The organism is Klebsiella oxytoca NBRC 105695 (assembly GCF_001598695.1).
GTDB lineage: Bacteria > Pseudomonadota > Gammaproteobacteria > Enterobacterales > Enterobacteriaceae > Klebsiella > Klebsiella oxytoca.
In genome coordinates this window covers 12825-36600 of sequence record NZ_BCZK01000026.1, presented here as the reverse complement: position 1 = coordinate 36600, position 23776 = coordinate 12825, and the positions used below count along the sequence as shown (strand labels likewise).

Sequence of the window (23776 nt, the reverse complement as noted above, 5' to 3'; positions counted from 1 at the left end):
TCCTGCATAGTACGAACTCCGTTTCATGTCATACCTATCCCGTGTGTATCCTTTACCGTCTCCACGGCTTACATCCGCCAGAAAAGATCCTTCTGCCATTGCAGAAGCGCCAGTCATAATTGCGCTTGCTGGCCAACCTGCAGGTGAGAAAGGGCATTTACTGTCCCTCTGGCAGGGCTGCGTACCCTTCTCTGGCCAATGAAAGCACGCCACGACAATCCACGTAACCGATCCGGTGGGTTTTGTTAGTACGATTCGAAAAAATCTTTAGATATGCCCGGAAAGCTCATCCCTGACAGTATCCACCCCGCCGCCGAAAATAACATGCGCAGCAAACGTTTTACGCAATAACCAGAGAGCAAATAGCTCGGAAAAACCGGATGCAGATGGTAAATCAATAAAACGCGCGCAGGCATTGTATGCCGCTGGAAATGCGTCTGGAACCAAAACGCAGTGACGGTAGAGCGAACTGCAGAAGCGGTGATAGTTGTAGCGTGATGGTTCAGGTAAATCATATTTATATCCATTTCCTGTGAGGCAGCCATACGATCTGCCTGGGTAGTCGATATCGCACTGCGTTCCATTTTTAATAATCAGTAACCTTTCCGCGCTATTCTTAAGTTTCTCGTTTATGTTTTCGACGGCCCAATTTTTCCTGGTTCACTCGTAAATAATCATTAATTTATCGCGTATGATGAGAGAACATTCCTTCTTAATCCCTTCAATTTACGCAGAAAATTGTTCTGTCGTTTGCTTTTCTGATGTCTTCTCGGTTGAGGGAAAGTGCTGCTTTCTTGAGAACAGGCAGTTCCCGGTTCATCTACCAGAATGCCGCAAAAAAGTTTGAAAATTCTTTGATATTTACTGATAAGGTTTGTTCTGAAAGAAACTGCATCAGATAGTGTGTCGAATGCAAACTCGTCCGTACCAGATTGCTGAATGAAATGTTCATCTTCGAGATATATACATCGTTTACCGGCACTTTTGGCGTAACAGCGTTCAATTAACCCTTCAAGGGAGATATAATAATTGTCTTTTGTAACTATTTCCTTTTCAAAGAACATGACGCTACCTTGCGCTTTATTTAAGATAAATATCCCCAGCAGACATAAATACAGAGAGGCATAAGCAAGGCGTTCAGAAAAACATTACGGTATTCATATGGTGCAAGAAAATGTGAAATTTATTCGTTCTGTATTCGCCCTGAAGGAAAAAATATAAATATAATTCGTAGTCTGTGTCAAGCCGGGAAGAAACAAGAAATTAGCGCGTAGCGGATAATTATTAGATAAGCTCGTAATAAAACATGAATCACTTACGTTGTTCATCCATGCCGGCTACACAACTAACAATAAGAATATATGAATCAATAATGAATTCATAAAATGAGATTCTTAGTTGCAGCAAAACCCAGGAAAGCCCAGGCTTGTGTTGAACACGGGCCGCAGAAAATTGAGTCGAATCCCGGCAGCTTATCTTTCGGCCTTCCCATGCCAGTTTCAGCACCCGGTTGTGTTGAAGGAGCTACGGTTATGCCTAAAATACGGTGCTGCTCAGCCGATTAAGCGATCGCAGCACCATCTTACTGTTGATTTTTCGGGATGGCAGAAGCCAGGAGCGTGATGGCCATCATGCCCTGGCCACCGCTAAACAGAGCTCTGCTATTTTACCCCGCTTTTATGGGAATACGCAGGGCAGCGCCGGGACTCATATTAACCTTCGTGCAACCCGCACTCTCTTTTCAGGCCAAAGAAGCGCGTTTCTTCCTCCGCCATCCCCGGCTCCCATTTGCGCGTGGTGTGGGTATCTCCTACCGACAAATAGCCCTGATCCCAAAGCGGATGATATTTCAGGCCGTGCTTTTGCAGATACTGGTAAACCGTGCGGTTATCCCAGTCGATGATCGGCAGCACCTTAAACACGCCACGCTGGATCGCCAGCACCGGTAAGTGGGCGCGACTGCCGGATTGCTCGCGGCGCAGGCCCGCAAACCAGGTTTGCGCGTTCAGCTCTTGCAGTGCCCGGTTCATCGGCTCAACCTTGTTGATGTCATTATATTTTTCAATGCCCTCAACGCCCTGCTCCCACAGTTTACCGTAGCGCGCTTCCTGCCAGGCGGAGCTCTCCTTCGCCCGATAGACCTTCAGGTTCAGGTTGAGTTTGTCCGTTAACTCATCGATAAACTGGTAGGTTTCGGGGAACAGATAGCCGGTATCGGTCAGAATAACCGGGATATCCGGGCGCACCTGATTGACCAGATGCAGGCTCACCGCCGCCTGAATACCAAAGCTCGAAGAGAGCACGTATTCCCCCGGCAGGTTTTCCAGCGCCCACGCAACGCGCGCTTCCGCGCTCAGCTTTTCCAGCTGACTATTGGTTTCCGCTAGCTGTAAAACGCGATCGACCTTCGGTAATGCGTTCAGCGCGTTTAAATCGAGTACGGACATAAGAACCTCATTTGCCTGTTTTTACCGGGGGCCCTGCGTTTACCCGGTCGACAAGACCCGCAGGCCCGGTAAGCGAAACGCCACCGGGCAGCGGGATGTTATTCCCAGAAATCCCGGGCTGGATCGAGCACCGGACGAATAATGCCCGCACGCACCGTAAAGTCGCCGAAGCCTTCACCCGCTTCTCGCTCTTTCGCCCAGCGCCCTACCAGTTCGTCGATTGAGTCGAGAATTTCCGACTCGGTAATGTTTTCCCGGTACATGCGCGGAATCCGCGTCCCGCTACGGTTGCCGCCAAGGTGCAGGTTGTAGCGGCCCGGCGCTTTACCCACCAGGCCCACTTCCGCCAGCATCGCGCGACCGCAGCCGTTCGGGCAACCGGTGACGCGGGTAACGATATGCTCGTCGCCAACGCCATGTTTGCTCATCACCGCCTCGACTTTATCGATGAATGACGGGAGGAAGCGCTCGGCTTCCGCCATCGCCAGCGGGCAGGTCGGGAATGAGACGCAAGCCATCGAATTTTCGCGCTGCGGCGTAACGGCGTTCATCAGGCCGTGCTCGCGGGCCAGCTTCTCGATCTTCGCCTTCTGATCTTCCGGTACGCTGGCAATAATCAGATTCTGATTTGCCGTAATACGGAATTCGCCCTTATGGATCTTCGCGATCTTCAGCAGACCCGTTTTCAGCGGGCGGCCCGGATAATCAAGGATACGTCCGTTTTCAATAAACAGCGTCAGATGCCAGTTATTGTCGATACCTTTCACCCAGCCGATACGATCGCCGCGGCCGGTGAACTCGTATGGACGAATCGGTTCAAACTTGATGCCCGCCCGACGCTCCACTTCTGCTTTAAAGGTCTCAACGCCAACGCGCTCCAGGGTGTATTTGGTTTTCGCATTTTTACGGTCGGTACGGTTGCCCCAGTCGCGCTGGGTCGTCACCACCGCTTCCGCTACCGCCAGGGTATGCTCCAGCGGCAGATAGCCAAACTCGCTCGCCGTACGAGCGTAGGTTTTCTTATTGCCGTGCTCAATCGATAAACCGCCGCCCACCAGCAGATTAAAGCCCACCAGCTTGCCGTTTTCAGCAATAGCCACGAAGTTCATATCGTTCGCGTGCAGATCGATATCGTTCTGCGGCGGGATCACCACGGTCGTTTTGAACTTACGCGGCAGATAGGTCTGGCCGAGGATCGGTTCTTCATCGGTGGTGGCGACTTTCTTTTGATCCAGCCAGATCTCGGCATAGGCGCGAGTGCGCGGCAGCAGGTGCTCGGAGATCTTCTTCGCCCATTCATAAGCTTCGGCGTGCAGCTGAGACTCGTTCGGGTTGGACGTACAGAGCACGTTACGGTTCATGTCGTTAGCGGTGGCCAACGCATCCAGTCCGACCGAATGCAGCATCTGGTGCACCGGCTTGACGTTCTTTTTCAGAATGCCGTGAAACTGGAAGGTCTGACGGTTGGTCAGACGGATACTGCCGTAGATGGTGTTATCGGCGGCGAATTTATCGATCGCCTGCCACTGTTTGGTGGTGATCACCCCGCCCGGGAGGCGGCAGCGCAGCAGCATCGCGTGACGCGGCTCCAGCTTCTGCGCCGCACGTTCGGCGCGAATATCGCGGTCATCCTGCTGATACATACCGTGAAAACGGATCAGCAGAAAGTTATCGCCTTTAAAACCGCCGGTCAGGCCGTCATTCAAATCTTCCGCAATGGTGCCGCGCAGGTAGTTGCTTTCGAGCTTCATGCGCTCGGCGTCAGTCAGTTTACCTTCGACCACCAGCGGGCCTGGATGTTTTTCGCTCATTAGTAGACATCTCGCTGATAACGGCGCTCTACGCGCAGCTCACTTAAAAATTCGTCCGCCGCTTCGGCGTCCATCGCGCCGTATTCGGCAATCACTTCCAGTAACGTCTGCTCAACGTCTTTTGCCATACGATTGGCATCGCCGCAGACATAAATATGGGCACCGTCGTTAATCCAGCGCCACAGTTCGGCTCCCTGCTCGCGCAGTTTGTCCTGAACGTAGACTTTTTGTTGTTGATCGCGGGACCAGGCCAGGTCGATGCGGCTCAGCACGCCTTCTTTGACATAGCTCTGCCACTCCACCTGATAGAGGAAATCTTCAGTAAAGTGCGGGTTGCCGAAGAACAGCCAGTTCTTACCCTCTGCGCCTTCCGCCGCGCGCTGCTGCATAAACGCGCGGAAAGGCGCGATGCCGGTACCGGGACCAATCATGATCACCGGCGTTTCCGGGTTCGCAGGCAAACGGAAGTTATCGTTATGCTCGATAAAAACGCGAACTTCGCCGTCTTCTTCGACGCGGTCGGCCAGGAAACTGGAAGCGCCGCCGGCACGAGCGCGACCTTCAATATCATAACGCACTACGCCAACGGTGACGTGGACTTCGCTTTCCACTTCCGCCTGCGAAGAGGCGATCGAGTACAGCCGCGGCGTCAACGGGCGCAGCAGGTCAACCAGCGCCTGGGCATCCAGCTGCGCCGGCGAGAAACGCACCATGTCGACGATCGGCGTGGTTGCGGCGTAGTGCTGGAGCTGTGCCTTATCGCCCACCAGCGGCAGTAAAGACTCGCTGCGGGTTAAGGTGGCGTAGTTTTCCACGATATTGCCGGTGTTGACCGTCAGCTCAAAATGCCATTCCAGCGCTTCAGCAAGCGGTAGCGTTTTGCCGTCGACCGTGACCGGTTCCGTACCTGTTAGCCAGAGCAGCTCCACCAGCTCCTTCACCAGCGCCGGATCGTTCTGATACCAGACACCCAGCGCATCGCCCGGCTGATAGCGCAGGCCGGAGTCGCCGAGGTCGATTTCAATATGGCGCACATCCTTTTCTGAATCACGGCCGGTGATTTTCTGATTCACCGCCAGCGTCGCAGTCAGCGGCGCCTCTTTGGTATACGGGCTGGTGTGGATTTCATTCACCGCCCCGCTGGTCACCAGCTGAGACGGAGAAGCAGCAGGCGCGCGCGCTTTCAGCACCTCAACCACGCGGGCGCGCCATTCGGCAGCGGCGGTCTGATACTCCACATCAGCGTCAACCCGATCCAGCAGGCGTTCACCGCCCAGCTCGGCCAGCTTGTTATCAAAATCCTTGCCGGACTGGCAGAAGAATTCATAGGAGGTATCGCCGAGGCCAAACACGGCAAATGCCGTATCGGTCAGCTTGGGCGCTTTCTTCGAGAACAGGAACTTATGCAGTGCGACGGCTTCTTCCGGCGGCTCACCTTCGCCTTGTGTTGACGTCACGACGACCAGCAGTTTTTCGGTGGCAATTTGTTTAAATTTATAGTCGCCTGCGTTAATCAGCTTCACATTCAGCTGCGCCGCCTGTAGATCGTCACGCAGCGCTTCAGCGATGCGGCGGGCATTGCCGGTTTGCGAGGCCGAAATCAGCGTGATGGACGGCACTTCAGCCGCCTGGGCTGGCGCAACAACCGCCGCGCCGGGCTGCTGATTCAGCATCCCCCAAAAATAGCCGGAAACCCAGGCTAGCTGGGTAGGCGTGAAGTCAGTCGTGGCCGCCTGAAGGCGCGCCATTTGCTCCGGACTCAGCGGTAGCAAATTGGAAGGTGGGGCCTGTGTCGTCATGCGTCGTTATGTTCCAGTAAGCAAAGCTGTGATTCACGCCCTGTCAACGTGATAAAACAGAAGAGAATAGAAGGTTAACGGCGCAGATAGTAACAATTAAAGAAGGGATGGAAATAACAAATAACCAAATGGACTAACCTGTTTTAGTTATAGTTATTAACAACAAAATCGATTAAATAAGTTGCTGTAATATAAAGATATAATTCCCATAAACCGCATGGATATGTCCATTTTGTGTTCAGGACCGTTTTAGTTAATGATAAAAAATGTACTTTCCGGTACCCTACGGCGGTTTTTTTGCCATATTGAGAATAAAAGATGTCCACCACGCTGTTTAAAGATTTCACTTTCGAAGCCGCTCACCGCCTGCCGCACGTACCGGAAGGCCATAAGTGCGGACGCCTGCACGGTCACTCTTTTATGGTGCGCCTGGAGATTACCGGTGAAGTCGATCCCCATACCGGGTGGATCATGGATTTCGCCGAGCTGAAAGCCGCATTCAAACCCACCTACGATCGCCTGGATCACTACTATCTGAACGATATTCCGGGACTTTCCAATCCTACCAGCGAAGTCCTGGCAAAATGGATCTGGGAGCAGATGAAGCCTTTGGTTCCGCTACTCAGCGCGGTGATGATCAAAGAAACCTGCACGGCGGGCTGCGTCTATCGCGGCGAGTGATCCCTTTCGCCATCGCGTAGGTCGCCTGTTAGCGGCGCGATGGCCTTTTCGCCTCTCGCCGTTTCTCGCCTCGCATGGGCTAGTTCGCGGCTAGCGCACCAGATAACCGCCATCTACCGCCAGGATATGGCCATTCACGTAATCCGAGGCCCGGCTGGCCAGGAAGACGACTGCGCCCATCAGATCCTGCGCCTCACCCCAACGGCCGGCCGGAATATGCGCCAGGACGCGCCTGTTTTCCTTAGGCGTGTTGCGGACGATCGCCGTCATGTCGGTCTCATAATAGCCGGGGGCAATACCGTTAACCTGAATGTTATATGGACCGAGCTCTTCACAATAGGCTTTGGTTAACCCCGCGAGGGCATGTTTGGTTGCTGCATAAGCCGGCGACCAGCTGCCGCCTAAATAAGAAAACACCGAACAGATATTGATAATTTTGCCACAGCGGCGGGGAACCATTATTTTCGCCGCCTCATGGCTGAGCTCGAAAGCCGCCGTCAGGTTGGTCTCAATCATCGGGTCCCAGTCGGCGCGGCCAAAGCGCAGGACCTTATTCAAACGGCAAATACCGGCATTGTTCACCAGGATATCGACCGTGCCGAAACGCTGGCAGCAGGCGGCGATAATGCGCTGCGGCATGCCGTTGTCGGTAATATTCGCCAGCATGAACTCCACTTCAGCGCCCTGCTGCTCAATGCGTTCACGGGTTTGCGCATTATCGACGCGTCGTCCGGGAATAAACAGATTGGCTCCCGCCGTGGCCAGAGCAAGGGCAAGAGCCTGCCCCAGTCCGCTATTCCCCCCGGTGACAATGGCGGTTTTCCCTTTGAGGGAGAAGAACTCCATAGAAAAAGCATGGGATGGCTCAATTGGCTGCATGTTTAACTCGATCCTTAAGTCAACATATCGACAGCGCGCCGGGGCGGCTGATGTACGAATCGATTATACCACCGCAGGTATGAGCGAGAATCTTAACTAGTACGCTGAAGCGAGGGGGCTTGATGAATTCATATATGAATAAAGTGCTTGCCGGACAGCTATCAGCCAGCCCGGCAAAAAAGAAGGGATCAGGCGATGTTCAGATACTTATGCGTCTGCATAGATAAACGCCAGTTGCGCGCGATGCAGGTTTCGATGCACAGGCGCGTCGCGTCCTCTTTCTGGCTAATTGGCTGCAGCGCGATGATGCGCGGCTTGTCGTCAGCCAGCGTCTCCAGCAGTTCATCGAGCGCTTCGATATCGCGCACGCGTCCAACAGGATGTTTTATTTCATCAGCTCGCTGCAGCGCCTGAGAAAGGACATCATAGCCGCCGCGCATATTCACCTTCGGCGATACCGTCACCCAGGTATGAGGCGTACAGCGAACTTCGTGAGTGCCGCTGGTTTCAATCTGGCAGCTAAAGCCGTTTTGCTCCAGCAGCAAGGTCAGCGGCGTTAAATCATGAATACAGGGTTCGCCGCCGGTAATCACCACGTGACGAGCAGTCCAGCCCTGACGCCCGATGATGGCCAGCAGATCTTCGCTACTTGCCGGGCCCCATTTATCGCTCTCTTTGGTTTTTGCCAGAATGCTGAACAGAGAGACTTCTCGATCGGCAAGTTTATCCCAGGTATGTTTGGTATCGCACCATGCGCAACCAACCGGGCATCCCTGTAAACGAATAAAAATGGCGGGAACGCCGGTGAAGTAACCTTCGCCTTGCAAGGTCTGGAACATCTCGTTAATCGGGTACTGCATAATCATCTCTGTATTGGGTTAAGAGCGCGCATTATCGCAGATTTACTCGCGCAGATCTTGTCCTGCGCTGCGCCGCGAGGTGGGTAAGCCTAATCCTTATTGATAAACGTCCGTCAGTTGGTCGATATCCCTATCCAGGGGCGGCTGATTTAACTAGCCTGATAATAATAAGGCTACTATTAAGCGGCATAGCTGAAATTTTGGTGTAACAAAACATGTATCACCCTGAAAGCCAAAAATAAAATAACAAATTTAAAAATAATAAATTTCAATGATGTACAAATGGATACACGAAATAATGAATTTATTGCCATAGCGAAGGGTCAAATTCGATCCACGACGTAAAAAAAAACTTAAAATAACCTTAATAAACCGTACGTTATGATCTTCACCCATTTAATATCCGTTTAATTTTTTGCGCCTAGAATCCAGTCCACCAACCATAATGAGACTGCATTCATGAATACATTATTAATTACTGGCACGACCGGATTTCTCGGTGGAGCAGTGTTAGAAAGCATTCTGAATAAAAAGAATGCGCCTAATCTATTACTGTTAGTTCGTGCAGATAATAGTGTAGCTGCCGTAGAGCGGGTAAAGGAAAATCTGCGAAAATTCAATATTAGCGAAGAGAGACTAACGGCCCTGACGCCAGGCAACATTCTGCTGGGGGATCTGGCCAATCCGCAGCCCTTTCTCGACGACCCGCGCCTGAATCAGGTTACCCACGTGCTCAACTGCGCTGCCGTCGCCTCATTTGGTAACAACCCGCTTATCTGGAAGGTCAACGTCGAAGGTACGCTGCAGTTTGCCCGGCGGATGGCTCAGGTCAGCCGCCTTGAGCGCTTTCTGCACGTCGGCACCGCGATGTCCTGCTCGCCAGATCCCGATTCTCTGGTAGCGGAAAGCACAGCGTTTCGTGAACGCGCTGCGCATCTGGTCGAGTACACGCACTCTAAATCAATGATTGAGCGTCTCATGCGGCAGGAATGCTCAACCCTACCGCTGGCGATCGCCCGTCCCTCTATTGTTGTTGGCCACACTCATCACGGCTGTCAGCCCTCCAGCAGTATTTTCTGGGTATTCAGCATGGGGCTGATGCTGCAAAAATTTATGTGTTCGATGGAAGACCGCATTGATGTGATCCCCGTCGATTACTGTGCCGATGCGCTGCTGATGCTGCTTGTCAGCCCGCTGGCGCGCGGAGAAGTGGTGCATATTTCTGCGGGGGAAGAAAACAGCGTAAGGTTTGCGGATATCGATAACGCAATGGCCTCCGCCCTCGAACAGGCGCCGGTCGGCGATAAATACGCGCAGGTCAGCTATGAAACGCTGGTCAAAATGCGTCGTGAGCTGAAGGCTATTTTTGGCCCCTGCAACGAACGGCTGATGCTAAAAGCCATGCGCCTTTACGGCGCCTTCGCCACGCTCAACGTACGATTCAGCAACGACAAGCTGCTCAGCATGGGTATGCCAAAACCGCCGCGCTTTACCGATTACATTGACCGCTGCGTACAGACCACGCGCGGGCTTTCTATCCCGCAGCAAATGGCGGTAGATTTTAAGTAGCCACTTTTGTAGAGATAAAAAAAGCCAGCCCGTAGGCTGGCTTTTTCATATCAGATTAAGACAGGCTTATGCCTGACCTTTGATCTCTTTACGACCGTTGTACGGCGCTTTTTCACCCAGCGCTTCTTCGATACGAATCAGCTGGTTGTATTTAGCAACGCGGTCAGAACGGCTCATAGAACCAGTTTTGATCTGGCCTGCAGCGGTACCAACAGCCAGGTCAGCAATGGTAGCGTCTTCAGTTTCGCCAGAACGGTGAGAGATAACGGCAGTGTAGCCAGCGTCTTTCGCCATTTTGATCGCAGCCAGAGTTTCGGTCAGAGAACCGATCTGGTTGAATTTGATCAGGATGGAGTTAACGATGCCTTTCTCGATACCTTCTTTCAGGATCTTGGTGTTGGTTACGAACAGATCGTCACCAACCAGCTGGATTTTGTCGCCCAGTACTTTAGTCTGGTATGCGAAACCGTCCCAATCAGATTCGTCCAGACCGTCTTCGATAGAAACGATCGGGTACTGTTTGGTCAGCTCTTCCAGGAAGTGAGTGAACTCTTCTGAAGTGAACGCTTTGTTGCCTTCGCCGGCCAGAACGTATTTACCGTCTTTGTAGAATTCAGAAGCCGCGCAGTCCATCGCCAGAGTGATGTCTTTGCCCAGCTCGTAGCCAGCGGCTTTAACGGCTTCAGCGATAACAGCCAGCGCTTCAGCGTTGGAACCCAGGTTCGGCGCGTAGCCACCTTCGTCACCAACAGCAGTGTTCATGCCTTTAGCTTTCAGAACTTTAGCCAGGTTGTGGAACACTTCAGAACCCATACGTACGGCTTCTTTCAGGGATTTAGCGCCTACCGGCTGAATCATAAATTCCTGGATGTCGACGTTGTTGTCAGCGTGCTCGCCGCCGTTGATGATGTTCATCATCGGAACCGGCATGGAGTATTTGCCCGGAGTGCCGTTCAGCTCAGCGATGTGCTCGTACAGCGGCTGACCTTTAGAAGCAGCGGCAGCTTTAGCGTTAGCCAGAGAGACGGCCAGGATAGCGTTCGCACCGAAGTTAGATTTGTTTTCAGTACCGTCCAGGTCGATCATGATTTTGTCGATGCCAGCCTGATCTTTGGCATCTTTGCCCAGGATTGCCTGAGCGATCGGGCCGTTTACCGCAGCAACAGCTTTCAGTACGCCTTTACCCATGAAACGGGACTTGTCGCCATCGCGCAGTTCCAGCGCTTCGCGGGAGCCAGTAGAAGCACCTGACGGAGCAGCTGCCATACCGACGAAACCACCTTCCAGGTGTACTTCGGCTTCAACAGTCGGGTTACCACGGGAGTCGATGATTTCACGACCGATGACTTTAACGATTTTGGACATTAGGTTTTCCTCAGTACAAGTTAAACTAAAACTCCAGACAAACAATGCACCCGGATGGGTGCATTGCCGTTCTAACTCTTTTACTTCGCCTGACGCTTCTGGTACTCGCCAGCGGCTTTCACAAAGCCAGCAAACAGCGGGTGACCATCACGCGGCGTCGAAGTAAACTCCGGATGGAACTGACAGGCGACGAACCACGGATGGTTAGGCACCTCGATGATCTCGACCAACTGATCATCCCCGGAACGGCCCGCAATGCGCAGGCCCGCATTTTCAATCGGCTTCAACAGCATGTTGTTGACTTCGTAGCGGTGACGATGGCGCTCAGTAATGGTTGGTTCGCCATACAGCTGGCGCACCAGGCTATCTTCAGCCAGCTGGCACTGCTGTGCGCCGAGGCGCATCGTGCCGCCGAGATCGCTCTTATCAGAGCGAACTTCGACATTACCGTCTTCATCACGCCATTCGGTAATCAGGGCCACGACCGGGTACTTACAGTCTGGCACAAATTCCGTTGAGTTGGCGTTTTCCATCCCCGCTACGTTGCGCGCAAACTCAATCAGCGCAACCTGCATACCCAGGCAAATACCCAGATATGGAATGTTGTTTTCACGCGCATAGCGCGCGGTAGCGATCTTACCTTCGACGCCGCGATAGCCGAAGCCGCCAGGAATCAGGATAGCGTCTAAATTCTTCAGAATTTCGACGCCGCGCGTTTCCACATCCTGCGAATCAATCAGCTTGATATTGACGGTAACGCGATTTTTCAGACCGCCGTGTTTCAGCGCTTCAATCACTGATTTATAGGCATCCGGCAGTTCAATGTACTTGCCGACCATACCGATAGTGACTTCGCCTGCCGGGTTCGCTTCTTCGTAGATAACCTGTTCCCATTCGGCCAGGTTCGCTTCCGGACAGTTTAAGCTGAATCGTTTACAAATATAATCGTCCAGCCCCTGAGATTTCAACAGGCCCGGAATTTTATAAATGGAATCGACGTCTTTCATCGAAATAACGGCTTTTTCTGGCACATTGCAGAACAAAGCAATTTTGGCGCGTTCGTTCGCCGGAATGGCGCGATCGGAGCGGCAAACCAGAATGTCTGGCTGAATACCGATGGAGAGCAGCTCTTTTACGGAGTGCTGGGTCGGTTTGGTTTTGACTTCGCCCGCGGCGGCCATGTACGGCACCAGGGTCAAATGCATAAACAGGGCGTTTTCACGACCGATATCCACCGCCAGCTGCCGAATCGCTTCAAGGAACGGCAGCGACTCGATATCGCCTACGGTACCGCCGATTTCAACCAGCACCACATCATGACCTTCGCCGCCCGCCAGCACGCGCTCTTTAATCGCGTTGGTGATGTGCGGGATCACCTGCACGGTCGCGCCCAGATAGTCGCCACGACGCTCTTTGCGCAGGACATCAGAGTAGATACGGCCGGTGGTGAAGTTGTTGCGACGAGTCATCTTGGTGCGAATGAAGCGCTCGTAGTGACCTAAGTCCAGATCGGTTTCAGCGCCGTCTTCGGTAACGAACACTTCCCCGTGTTGGATTGGGCTCATGGTACCCGGATCGACGTTGATGTACGGATCCAGTTTCATCATGGTCACGTTAAGCCCACGGGCTTCAAGAATGGCTGCGAGGGAAGCTGCGGCAATGCCTTTACCCAGAGAGGATACGACCCCGCCGGTCACAAAAATATAGTTCGTTGTCATGCTGAACCTGAGAAGTTAGGTTTAAAAGACGATGGAATAACCAGGACGGGAAAGCAGTATACCCGATCATGACTGACGCCACAAACTTTCATTATCCCTCCTTTTCATCAGGCCCACACAAACGCGGGGAGTGAGAAAATAGCCGCTTTTGGCGAAATGTTTTTGACGTAAATCAAGCGCTTGTTATTTAAAAAATCACACAAATAGCGCTTGATCACGAAAACTCTTTAGAGATCAGTTTCCTGGCGTTTTACTTCCTGCCACACCTGCTCCATAGTATCGAGGTCGACGCCGGTCATTTCCAGGCCGCGCGCGGCGACAATCCGCTCAACTTCACGGAAGCGACGTTCAAATTTGAGATTGGCTTTTTGCAACGCAACCTCGGCTTTGACGCCTAAATGGCGGGATAAATTGACCGTTGCAAACAGCAGGTCGCCAACTTCCTCCTCCAGTTTAGCTTCATCCACCACGGCCTGCTGCGCTTCATGCATCACTTCATCTATTTCTTCATGAACTTTATCCAGCACCGGTCCGAGAGAGGTCCAGTCAAAACCCACCGCCGAGCAGCGTTTTTGGATTTTATGCGCGCGCATCAACGCCGGAAGGCTATGCGGAATATCGTCCAGCGCGGAGTGCTGGGACTTTTCCGCTCGCTCAGCGCTTTTGATCTGCTCCCAGCGGGCCAGCGCTTCGCTGCTGCTACCGGCGGAGGCATCGCCGAAAATATGCGGGTGGCGGCGCTCAAGCTTGTCGCTGATAGCGGCGCAGATATCGCTGAAATCAAAGCGCCCCTCTTCCTGCGCCATTTGAGCGTAGAAGACAACCTGGAACAGCAGATCGCCCAACTCGCCGCGTAAATCGTCAAAATCTTCGCGGGAGATGGCGTCGAGCACTTCATAGGTTTCTTCAAGCGTATAGGGAGCGATGGTGGCAAACGTCTGCTCTTTGTCCCACGGACAGCCGTTTTCCGGATCGCGTAGCCGCTGCATAATGCCGAGCAGCCGTTCCATCTCATTATTTGCCTTCATAGTTATTGATCCTGCACTTTTCATCATTTCAGTCACGCCATTCGCGTTTCGGTTTTGGCAAGCCGCCGCGTATTACAAAAACATAAACTATGCCGTGCAGCACGATAAATACCAACGCCAGCATGCGCACCGGGTCGTCAATATAGCGGATTTGCGACGAAAGCATGTTAAAAGGAAACTCCCCTTTCACCGTCACGCAAAGCTGCACAAACATGGCAAGGGCATTTACAGCGCGGCATATCAGGTGTGAACTCAAGGATCCGTCTGGCGAATAAACGATAAAAAACAGCCAGATTTGCACAGCGATCAGCGTGAGGGATGAGAGGAGATAAAGAATAAAGAAACTTAAGCTCAAATCCATTGAAGCCTATCCAGTAAGCCAGCACCCGTCGGGGAGCTCCATGGCTATCAGGGTAAAAACGCAGCTGTTAGCTGAGCTGCGTTTTTACCGTTTTCCTTTTAACCGCCGTGCAGGCGACGGGCGTCGATGACGTCCGGAACCTGATTCAGCTTGCCAAGTACCCGGCCCAGAACCTGCAGGTTGTAGATCTCAATGGTCATATCGATGGTTGCCATCTGCTGCTTCGTATCGCTGCGGCTGGCAACGCCCAGCACGTTGACCTTCTCATTGGCGAGAATAGTAGTGATATCGCGCAGCAGGCCGCTACGATCGTTGGCCTGGACCCGCACCACCAGCGAGTAGCCCGCCGAGTAGCTCTCTCCCCACACTGCGTCAACGATGCGCTCCGGAGCATGAGACTGTAGCTCCGCGAGCTGATCGCAATCCGCCCGGTGCACCGAGATCCCTCGGCCCTGGGTGATAAAGCCCACAATCTCGTCGCCGGGGATCGGCTGGCAGCAGCGCGCAATGTGGTGCATCAGATTGCCGACGCCTTCCACCACCACGCGACCATTGTCTTTGCTGCGATTCTGCGGAGTATAGGTTTTCTGCTGCAGCTGCTTAAGTGCTGCCGCATCCTGCTCCGCCGCGCTGGGCTTATTAAACTGCGCCTGCAGGAAATTAACCATCTGGTTGAGGCGAATATCGCCGCCGCCAATCGCCGCCAGCAGTTCGTCCTGCTCATTAAAGTTGTAGCGCGGCAGCAGATACTTTTCCGCATCCTTCAGGCTGATGCCCAGATGCTCCAGCTCATCATCGAGGATCTGCCGTCCGGCAAGAATATTCTTGTCGCGATCCTGCTTGCGGAACCAGGCATGAATTTTAGAACGCCCGCGGCTGGTAGTGACGTAGCCAAGGTTCGGATTCAGCCAGTCACGGCTTGGGTTAGGCTGCTTTTGAGTGATGATTTCAATCTGGTCGCCCATCTGCAGCTGATAGGTGAACGGCACAATACGTCCGCTGATTTTCGCCCCGATGCAGCGGTGACCGACATCGCTGTGAATATGGTAGGCAAAATCGAGCGGAGTCGAACCCGAAGGTAAATCCACTACGTCACCCTTCGGCGTAAAGACATAAACCCGGTCGTCAAAGACCTGGCTACGCACTTCATCCAGCATCTCGCCGGAATCGGCCATCTCTTCCTGCCAGGCGATCAGTTTACGCAGCCATGCAATGCGATCTTCATAGCCGCGTCCGCCGCTGGCCCCCGCGCTGGCGCCCTCTTTGTACTTCCAGTGCGCAGCCACGCCCAGCTCGGCATCTTCATGCATCTGGCGGGTACGGATCTGAATTTCGATCGTCTTGCCGCCGGGACCAAGCACGACGGTATGAATGGACTGGTAGCCATTGGGCTTAGGGTTGGCGACGTAATCATCAAACTCATCCGGCAGATGGCGGTAGTGAGTATGCACTATCCCCAGCGCGGCATAGCAGTCCTGCAGGCGCTCGGCGACAATCCGCACCGCCCGCACGTCAAACAGCTCGTCGAAAGCGAGATGTTTTTTCTGCATTTTGCGCCAGATGCTATAGATATGCTTAGGACGACCGTAAACCTCAGCCTTGACGCCCTCGGTTTTCATTTCCGTGCGTAAGTGGCTGACGAACTCGTCAATGTAATGTTCACGATCGATGCGCCGCTCGTGCAACAGCTTAGCGATGCGTTTATATTCCGCCGGGTGCAGATAGCGGAAGCAGTAATCTTCAAGCTCCCACTTAAGCTGGCCGATCCCCAGACGGTTGGCCAGCGGCGCGTAAATATTGGTGCACTCTTTCGCCGCCAGCACGCGCTCATCTTCCGGCGCATCTTTCACTTCACGCAGATGGGCAATACGCTCGGCGATTTTAATCACCACGCAGCGGAAGTCATCAACCATCGCCAGCAGCATGCGGCGAATGTTGTCCACCTGTTCAGAGGAGACCGAATCCGTATGGGTGGCTTTAAGCTGACGTATCGCGGCCATATCCCGCACGCCGTGGATCAGGGTGACGACGGATTTCCCGACGCTCTCCTGCATGATTTCTTCGCTGACGACGTTGCCATCCGCCAGCGGGAATAGCATCGCCGCTCGCAGCGTATCGATGTCCATACTGAGCATGGAGAGAATTTCTACCATCTCCACGCCGCGCCATAGCAGGAGATCGGCCTGCGGGTGTCCCTGCGTTTTCTCTCGACAATAATCCCAGGTTTCGGCTAAGCGTTCACACGACTGCTGGCTGGAAATTCCCAGACTCGCGATCCATTTCTTCGGGTCAAATTCACCAGCTTTATTTAAATGTGCACTTCTTACCGCAACCATTGTCCTCTCCTTAAGGGACCGCCTGCCGAAGTCGGCAAGCCTCAACTTTTACACTTCATCCTTCAAACCGCATCAACGTTGGCGTTCGTCTTTTATCTCAGTCGCCTGCGCCTGTGGATGCCGCTGCACTGCGATTTGAATGATTCTTGTGCTCAAACAACACCATTGATTCCAGATGACCGGTATGCGGGAACATATCCAGCATCGCCAGGCGTTGAATGGTATATCCCGCCTGCAATAAAACGTCGCTATCGCGCGCCAGAGTCGCCGGATTACAAGAAACATACACCACCCGACGCGGCGCTAATTTTATTATATGTAACATAACGCCCGCCGCACCGGCGCGCGCCGGGTCGAGCAGAACTTTATCAAAACCGTGCTTCGCCCACGCCTGGCGGGTGACGTCCTCTTCAAGATTTTCATGAAAGAACGTCACATTATGCAACGCGTTCAGCGCCGCGTTTTCTTGCCCCTTCGCCACCAGCGCCGGAACACCTTCAACCCCCACGACCTGCGCCGCGCGCTTTGCCAGCGGCAGGGTAAAGTTGCCCATGCCGCAAAAGAGATCCAGCACGCGATCCTGAGGCTGGATATCCAGCCATTCCAGCGCCGTATGCACCATGAGCTGGTTTACGCCGTCGTTGACCTGAATAAAGTCGCGCGGACTGAACACTAAGCGTAGACCGTCGGACGTATACCAGGGCGCTTCCCCGCGAATCTGTTCCAGTATCTCGCTTTGCGGGGCAAGATACAGGGAAAGACCGTGAGATTGCGAAAAACGTTCCAGCTTTTCTTTATCTGCAGCCGGAAGGGCCGCGGTATGGCGTAAAACCATCAGCGGGCCGTTGTCAGCCTGCACCAGCTCCACGTGGCCAAGCTGACGCAGCGATTGCAATCCGCTGAGACATTCTCGTACCGCAGGCAGTAGCGCACCAAGAGTGGGCACCAAAACAGGGCACTGCACCACATCAACAATTTCGCTGGAGTTGGCCTTCCGGAAGCCTATCTGTAATTGTTGGGTCTTTGGCTGATAATTCAAGCTCAGACGCGCCCGACGGCGATAGCCCCACGGCGAAGCGGCTATAATGTCATCAACCTCGCGCTTCATTAACCGCGCGAGGGCGGCGCGTTTGCTCTGCTGCTGCAGCTCAACGCTGGCGTGCTGCTGCTGACATCCGCCGCAGATACCAAAATGCGGACAGCGCGGCGCCTGCCGCTGCGGGCTGTCGCTAAGACGGCGTTTAACCTGCGCGCGGGCATACTGTTTTTTATCCTCGACCAGGACCACTTCGGCCTGCTCTTGCGGTAATAAACCGCTAACAAACAGCGCCTTACCCTGGTGACGCGCAACGCCCTGCCCAAAGGGATCAAGGTCATTTACTGTAACGGTTATGATCTGGCGCGTCGTCACACGCCGTTTTGCAGAGTAGAATTGCGCCATCGTAGAGATTTGTCTCAATTAAATATACTGACTCTATACACGAGTTCTTTCAGGGTGAGCCAGCGTAACCAATGCCTCAGCAGCCTGTAAGGATGATGTATATATTCTCCCATAATGGAACCGCATGACCAACTACAGCCTTCGTGCCCGCATGATGATTCTTATTCTGGCGCCAACCGTTTTGATCGGTCTGCTGCTCAGTATATTCTTCGTCGCACACCGCTATAACGACCTACAGCGCCAGCTGGAAGATGCCGGAGCCAGTATCATCGAACCGCTGGCGGTCTCCAGTGAATATGGCATGAATTTGCAAAACCGCGAGTCAATCGGGCAGCTGATCAGCGTGCTGCATCGCCGCCATTCCGATATTGTGCGCGCCATTTCCATCTATGACTCGCACAACAGGCTGTTTGTCACCTCCAACTTTCAGCTCGATCCCGGCGAACTTCAGCTACCAAAAGGGGCGCCTTTTCCCCGCCGTTTAAGCGTGATTCGTCACGGCGATTTGATGATTTTGCGCACCCCAATTATTTCAGAAAGCTATTCACCGGATGAATCACCGGGAAGCGATGCCAAGATGCCGGACAATATGCTGGGCTACGTGGCGCTGGAGCTGGATCTCAAATCGGTGCGGCTGCAGCAGTACAAAGAGATCTTCATCTCCAGCGTGATGATGCTGTTCTGCATCGGCATCGCGCTGATCTTCGGCTGGCGACTGATGCGCGACGTGACCGGGCCGATTCGCAACATGGTGAATACCGTTGACCGCATCCGCCGGGGCCAGCTTGATAGCCGCGTGGAAGGTTTTATGCTCGGCGAACTGGATATGCTGAAAAACGGGATCAACTCCATGGCGATGTCGTTGGCGGCGTATCATGAAGAGATGCAGCATAACGTCGATCAGGCCACCTCCGACCTGCGTGAAACGCTTGAACAGATGGAAATCCAGAACGTTGAGCTGGACCTGGCGAAAAAACGCGCGCAGGAAGCGGCGCGAATCAAATCCGAATTCCTCGCCAATATGTCCCACGAGCTGCGCACTCCGCTTAACGGCGTCATTGGCTTTACCCGCCTGACGCTGAAAACCGATTTAAATACCACCCAACGCGATCATCTGACCACCATTGAGCGTTCAGCGAACAATCTGCTGGCCATCATTAATGATGTTCTGGACTTCTCTAAGCTCGAAGCCGGGAAGCTCATTCTGGAGAGCATTCCGTTCCTGCTGCGAAATTCGCTCGACGAGGTGGTCACGCTGTTGGCGCATTCGGCGCACGATAAGGGGCTGGAGCTGACCCTGAACATCAAAAACGATGTGCCGGATAACGTGATTGGCGACCCGCTGCGCCTGCAGCAAATTATTACTAACCTGATGGGCAACGCCATTAAGTTCACCGAACATGGCAACATTGACGTGCTGGTGGAACAGCGGGCTATAAGCAATTCAAGAGTGCAAATCGAAGTTCAGATCCACGATACCGGCATCGGTATTCCCGAGCGCGACCAGTCGCGTCTGTTTCAGGCTTTCCGCCAGGCAGACGCCAGTATTTCCCGTCGCCACGGCGGAACCGGGCTGGGTCTGGTTATCACCCAGCGGCTGGTAAAAGAGATGGGTGGCGATATTTCCTTCCATAGCCAGCCTAATCGCGGCTCGACGTTCTGGTTCCATATCAGCCTCGATCTCAACCCTAACGCGGTACCCGACAGCGTACCGACCCAATGTCTGGCGGGTAAAAAGCTGGCCTACATTGAGGCTAACGCAGCGGCGGCGCAGTGCACCATGGAGCTGCTGGCGACAACGCCGCTGGAGGTGGTCTACAGTCCGACGATGACTGCCCTACCGGATGCCCATTACGATATCCTGCTGGCGGGCATTCCGGTGTCGATACGCGATCTGAACCAGCATCGCGATAAGCTGGCCAGAGCCCGTAAGCTTGCCGATCATCTGCTGCTGGCGCTACCGTGCCACGCCCAGGTGAGCGCCGAAACGCTTAAACACGACGGTATCGCAGCCTGTCTGCTTAAGCCCCTGACCTCAACGCGCTTGCTTCCGGCGCTGACGGCCACATGCCAGACCCAGCCGACGCTCCTGCTGCCGCGCTCCGGTAGTACAAAGCTGCCCATGACGGTAATGGCCGTCGATGACAATCCGGCGAATCTTAAGCTCATCGGCGCTCTGCTTGAAGATTTAGTCCAGCATGTCATCCTCTGCGACAGCGGCCAGAACGCCGTTGAACGAGCCAGAGAAATGCAGCAGGATCTGATTCTGATGGATATTCAAATGCCGGAAATGGACGGCATCCGCGCCTGCGAATTGATCCATCAGCTCCCTCATCAACAGCAAACGCCGGTGATCGCCGTGACGGCCCATGCTCTGGAAGGGCAGCGAGAGAAATTGCTCAGCGCGGGGATGAACGACTATCTGGCGAAGCCCATTGAGGAAGATAAGCTCTACAATCTGCTGCTGCGCTACCAGCCGGGACAGGCCGCTGCGCCGCAGGCCGCGGCGGAGCCGGTTGACCTACCGGTTAACCATGACATCACCCTCGACTGGCAGCTGGCGCTACGCCAGGCGGCGATGAAACCGGATCTGGCGCGGGAAATGCTGCAGATGCTGCTCGCTTTTATGCCGGAAGTGCGTAACAAGGTGGAAGAACAGCTGGTGGGAGAGCAGCCGGAAGGCCTGCTGGATCTTATTCATAAGCTGCACGGCAGCTGTAGCTACAGCGGCGTGCCGCGCCTGAAGAAACTCTGCCACACTCTCGAGAGCCAGCTGCGCGCGGGCACCGCCGCCGAGGAGCTGGAGCCGGAGCTTCTGGAACTGCTGGATGAAATGGACAACGTCGCGCGGGAAGCCTGTAAGCTGCAGGGAATCTAAAACGCCTGCCCCGGCTCGCGCACTGCGACCGGGGGAGAATCTATAATACCTGGCCCATTTTCAGCACAGCGGCGACGTTTCTCGCCGTCATGCGCACATTTTCGGCGGCATTTTCCAGCGCCTCATCCAGGGTGCAAATGGAATAAATAACGCTGAATACCGCATCCAGCCCGTGCTCATGGACTACGCCGACGTCCGCCGTCAGGCTCCCGGCAATCGCGATAACCGGCAGATTATAGCGTTTTGCCACCCGCGCCACGCCAACCGGCACTTTGCCGTGAATCGTCTGGCTGTCGATGCGCCCTTCGCCGGTGATCACCAGATCCGCATCCGCCACGATATCGGCAAGATGCAAAGCGTCGGTCACGATCTCAATGCCCGGCCGCAGCTTAGCCCCGCAAAAGGCATACAGGCCCGCGCCCATGCCGCCCGCCGCGCCGCCGCCTTCAAGATGCAACACATTAAGCTCTAAGTCGCGATGGATAATCTCAGCAAAATGGGCCAGCGCCTTATCGAGGCTGGCGATCATCTCCGCCGTCGCCCCTTTCTGCGGGCCAAATACTGCCGTCGCGCCCTGCGGGCCCGTCAGCGGATTGGTGACATCGCAAGCGACGTCAATGCGGCATCCGGCGAGGCGCTTATCTAACTCGCTCACGTCGATGCGCGCGAGGCTCTCCAGCGCTTGTCCGCCGGCGCCAATCTGCTGGTTATCCCGGGTCAGCAGTTTCGCCCCCAGCGCCTGCACCATCCCGGCGCCGCCATCGTTAGTCGCGCTGCCGCCGATGCCGATAATAATTTGCCTGACGCCCGCGTCCAGCGCATGGCGAATCAGCTCGCCGGTACCCCATGAAGTCGTCAGAAGAGGGTTACGTCGCGCCGGCGGTACGCTCTCCAGACCGCTTGCCGCCGCCATTTCAATAAACGCGCACTGCTTATCGCCCGAAAGACCAAAAAAAGCCTCTACGGGCTCGCCGAGCGGACCGGTGACGGTGACCGCTATCCGGCATCCCTGGGTCGCGGCAACCATGGCTTCAACGGTTCCTTCGCCACCGTCGGCGACCGGCAGTTTGACGTACTCCGCATCGGAATAAACTTCCCGAAAACCTTGCTCTATCGCGGTTGCAACATCCAGCGCACTCAGGCTCTCCTTGTATGAATCCGGTGCGATCACTATCTTCATATGCTGTCCTTAAAATGAACGATTACCCGACGCCGTGCAGGAAACCGGCCCCCGAAGGGACCGGCATCTCCTTAGCGCACCATGCACGGACGCTTGTTATCAAACGTCCAGTTCGGGATCAAATACTGCATTCCCATCGCATCATCGCGCGCGCCCAGACCGTGTTTCTGATACAGCTCATGGGCTTTCATCACCTGATCCATATCGAGCTCCACGCCCAGCCCCGGTTTCGCCGGTACCTGTACCATCCCGCCTTTAATTTCAAACGGTTCTTTGGTCAGGCGCTGGTTGCCTTCCTGCCAGATCCAGTGCGTATCAATAGCGGTAATTTTACCCGGCGCGGCTGCCGCCACGTGGGTAAACATCGCCAGCGAGATATCAAAGTGGTTGTTAGAGTGCGAGCCCCAGGTCAGGCCGAACTCGTGGCACATCTGCGCCACGCGGACGGAGCCCTGCATGGTCCAGAAGTGCGGATCCGCCAGCGGAATATCCACGGATTGCAGCGACAGCGTGTGGCCCATCTGACGCCAGTCGGTCGCGATCATATTGGTCGCCGTCGGCAGTCCGGTGGCGCGGCGGAACTCCGCCATCACTTCACGCCCGGAGAAGCCCTGCTCGGCGCCGCACGGATCTTCCGCATAGGCCAGAGATCCTTTCAGGTATTTACCAATTTTGATCGCTTCATCCAGCGACCACGCGCCGTTCGGATCGAGGGTCACGCGCGCCTGCGGGAAGCGCTTAGCCAGCGCGACGATAGACTCCGCTTCCTCTTCCCCGGCCAGTACGCCGCCTTTCAGTTTAAAATCGTTAAAACCATATTTCTCATATGCGGCTTCCGCCAGACGCACCACCGCATCCGGGGTCATCGCCTCATCATGACGCAGGCGATACCAGTCGCACGGGTCATCCGGCTGGCTCTGATAAGGCAGCGGTGTAGCTTTACGATTGCCGACGAAGAACAGATAGCCCAGCATTTCCACTTCGCTGCGCTGCTGTCCATCGCCCAGCAGAGACGCCACGTTCACGCCCAGATGCTGGCCCAGCAGGTCAAGCATCGCCGCTTCGATCCCGGTCACTACGTGAATTGTGGTACGCAGATCGAAGGTCTGCAAACCGCGTCCGCCGGCATCCCGATCGGCGAAAGTATTGCGTACGGCGGTCAGCACGTTTTTATATTCACCCAGCGTTTTACCGACCACCAGCGGGATCGCGTCCTCAAGGGTGGTGCGGATTTTCTCTCCGCCGGGAATTTCGCCGACGCCGGTATGGCCGGAATTATCTTTGATTACCACGATATTACGCGTGAAGAACGGGGCGTGCGCGCCGCTCAGGTTCATCAGCATGCTGTCGTGACCCGCGACCGGAATGACCTGCATAGAAGAAACAACGGGGGTCGAAAATTGTGCGCTCATAATTTAGTCCT

18 protein-coding genes are annotated in these 23776 nt (G+C 54.5%); 3 read left to right on the top strand and 15 right to left on the bottom strand.

The genetic code is table 11. The annotated features are described in order from the left end of the window. Positions 1–245: 245 nt before the first annotated feature. The 5 genes from KO1_RS26160 to cysJ form a co-directional block, all read right to left on the bottom strand. Positions 246–545, bottom strand: coding sequence for a hypothetical protein (locus KO1_RS26160; RefSeq protein WP_004104991.1), 300 nt, complete (start codon positions 543–545; stop codon positions 246–248). A gap of 132 nt (positions 546–677) precedes the next feature. After that, the gene (locus KO1_RS26155; RefSeq protein WP_017145481.1) at positions 678–1064 is read right to left on the bottom strand and encodes a hypothetical protein; all 387 of its coding nucleotides are present in this window, start codon (positions 1062–1064) and stop codon (positions 678–680) included. A 648-nt stretch (positions 1065–1712) separates the two neighbouring features. Further along, the gene (cysH, locus tag KO1_RS26150; protein WP_004104993.1) at positions 1713–2447 is read right to left on the bottom strand and encodes a phosphoadenosine phosphosulfate reductase; all 735 of its coding nucleotides are present in this window, start codon (positions 2445–2447) and stop codon (positions 1713–1715) included. A gap of 98 nt (positions 2448–2545) precedes the next feature. Then, on the bottom strand, positions 2546–4258 hold the full coding sequence (gene cysI / locus KO1_RS26145; protein ID WP_004104995.1) for an assimilatory sulfite reductase (NADPH) hemoprotein subunit: 1713 nt from the start codon (positions 4256–4258) through the stop codon (positions 2546–2548). Continuing rightward, on the bottom strand, positions 4258–6057 hold the full coding sequence (gene cysJ, locus KO1_RS26140) for an NADPH-dependent assimilatory sulfite reductase flavoprotein subunit (protein ID WP_024274627.1): 1800 nt from the start codon (positions 6055–6057) through the stop codon (positions 4258–4260). Before cysJ ends, cysI begins: the two co-directional genes overlap by 1 nt. Before the next feature lie 318 nt (positions 6058–6375). Between cysJ and queD the strand changes: the two genes are divergently transcribed. After that, entirely contained in the window at positions 6376–6738 is a 363-nt protein-coding gene (gene queD / locus KO1_RS26135; protein ID WP_004104999.1) for a 6-carboxytetrahydropterin synthase QueD, read from the top strand. Positions 6739–6828: 90 nt separating this feature from the next. On the opposite strand, the gene KO1_RS26130 is transcribed toward queD, so the two are convergent. Continuing rightward, positions 6829–7617 carry an SDR family oxidoreductase gene (locus KO1_RS26130; protein ID WP_004105001.1) on the bottom strand — a complete coding sequence of 263 codons (789 nt, stop codon included), beginning with the start codon at positions 7615–7617 and terminating at the stop codon, positions 6829–6831. 188 nt (positions 7618–7805) lie between these two features. Then, positions 7806–8477, bottom strand: a complete 672-nt coding sequence (queE, locus tag KO1_RS26125; protein ID WP_004114912.1) for a 7-carboxy-7-deazaguanine synthase QueE — start codon at positions 8475–8477, stop codon at positions 7806–7808. 459 nt (positions 8478–8936) lie between these two features. Between queE and KO1_RS26120 the strand changes: the two genes are divergently transcribed. Continuing rightward, positions 8937–10046 (top strand): SDR family oxidoreductase, encoded by a 1110-nt coding sequence (locus KO1_RS26120; RefSeq protein ID WP_024274628.1) that lies wholly within the window; start codon positions 8937–8939, stop codon positions 10044–10046. 66 nt (positions 10047–10112) lie between these two features. Here KO1_RS26120 and eno read toward each other — a convergent pair whose 3' ends face one another. From eno to rlmD, 6 genes are all read right to left on the bottom strand, one after another. Then, entirely contained in the window at positions 10113–11411 is a 1299-nt protein-coding gene (gene eno / locus KO1_RS26115; RefSeq protein ID WP_004105008.1) for a phosphopyruvate hydratase, read from the bottom strand. Between the two features lie 80 nt (positions 11412–11491). After that, positions 11492–13129 carry a glutamine hydrolyzing CTP synthase gene (gene pyrG, locus KO1_RS26110; RefSeq protein WP_004105009.1) on the bottom strand — a complete coding sequence of 546 codons (1638 nt, stop codon included), beginning with the start codon at positions 13127–13129 and terminating at the stop codon, positions 11492–11494. Between the two features lie 227 nt (positions 13130–13356). Beyond that, on the bottom strand, positions 13357–14157 hold the full coding sequence (gene mazG, locus KO1_RS26105; RefSeq protein ID WP_004105011.1) for a nucleoside triphosphate pyrophosphohydrolase: 801 nt from the start codon (positions 14155–14157) through the stop codon (positions 13357–13359). 28 nt (positions 14158–14185) lie between these two features. Continuing rightward, positions 14186–14518: a hypothetical protein gene (locus tag KO1_RS26100; protein ID WP_024274629.1), complete on the bottom strand. Its 333-nt coding sequence runs from the start codon at positions 14516–14518 to the stop codon at positions 14186–14188. Between the two features lie 98 nt (positions 14519–14616). Continuing rightward, complete coding sequence (gene relA / locus KO1_RS26095) at positions 14617–16854, bottom strand: GTP diphosphokinase (RefSeq protein WP_004105015.1); 2238 nt, start codon at positions 16852–16854, stop codon at positions 14617–14619. A 97-nt stretch (positions 16855–16951) separates the two neighbouring features. After that, the gene (gene rlmD, locus KO1_RS26090) at positions 16952–18295 is read right to left on the bottom strand and encodes a 23S rRNA (uracil(1939)-C(5))-methyltransferase RlmD (RefSeq protein WP_017145476.1); all 1344 of its coding nucleotides are present in this window, start codon (positions 18293–18295) and stop codon (positions 16952–16954) included. Positions 18296–18419: 124 nt separating this feature from the next. On the opposite strand from rlmD, the gene barA reads away from it, so the two are divergent. Next, positions 18420–21173, top strand: coding sequence for a two-component sensor histidine kinase BarA (gene barA, locus KO1_RS26085; protein WP_004105019.1), 2754 nt, complete (start codon positions 18420–18422; stop codon positions 21171–21173). Positions 21174–21213: 40 nt separating this feature from the next. Here barA and KO1_RS26080 read toward each other — a convergent pair whose 3' ends face one another. After that, positions 21214–22353: a glycerate kinase gene (locus KO1_RS26080; RefSeq protein WP_024274630.1), complete on the bottom strand. Its 1140-nt coding sequence runs from the start codon at positions 22351–22353 to the stop codon at positions 21214–21216. Between the two features lie 71 nt (positions 22354–22424). Then, on the bottom strand, positions 22425–23765 hold the full coding sequence (gudD, locus tag KO1_RS26075; protein ID WP_024274631.1) for a glucarate dehydratase: 1341 nt from the start codon (positions 23763–23765) through the stop codon (positions 22425–22427). Between the last annotated feature and the right edge of the window lie 11 nt (positions 23766–23776).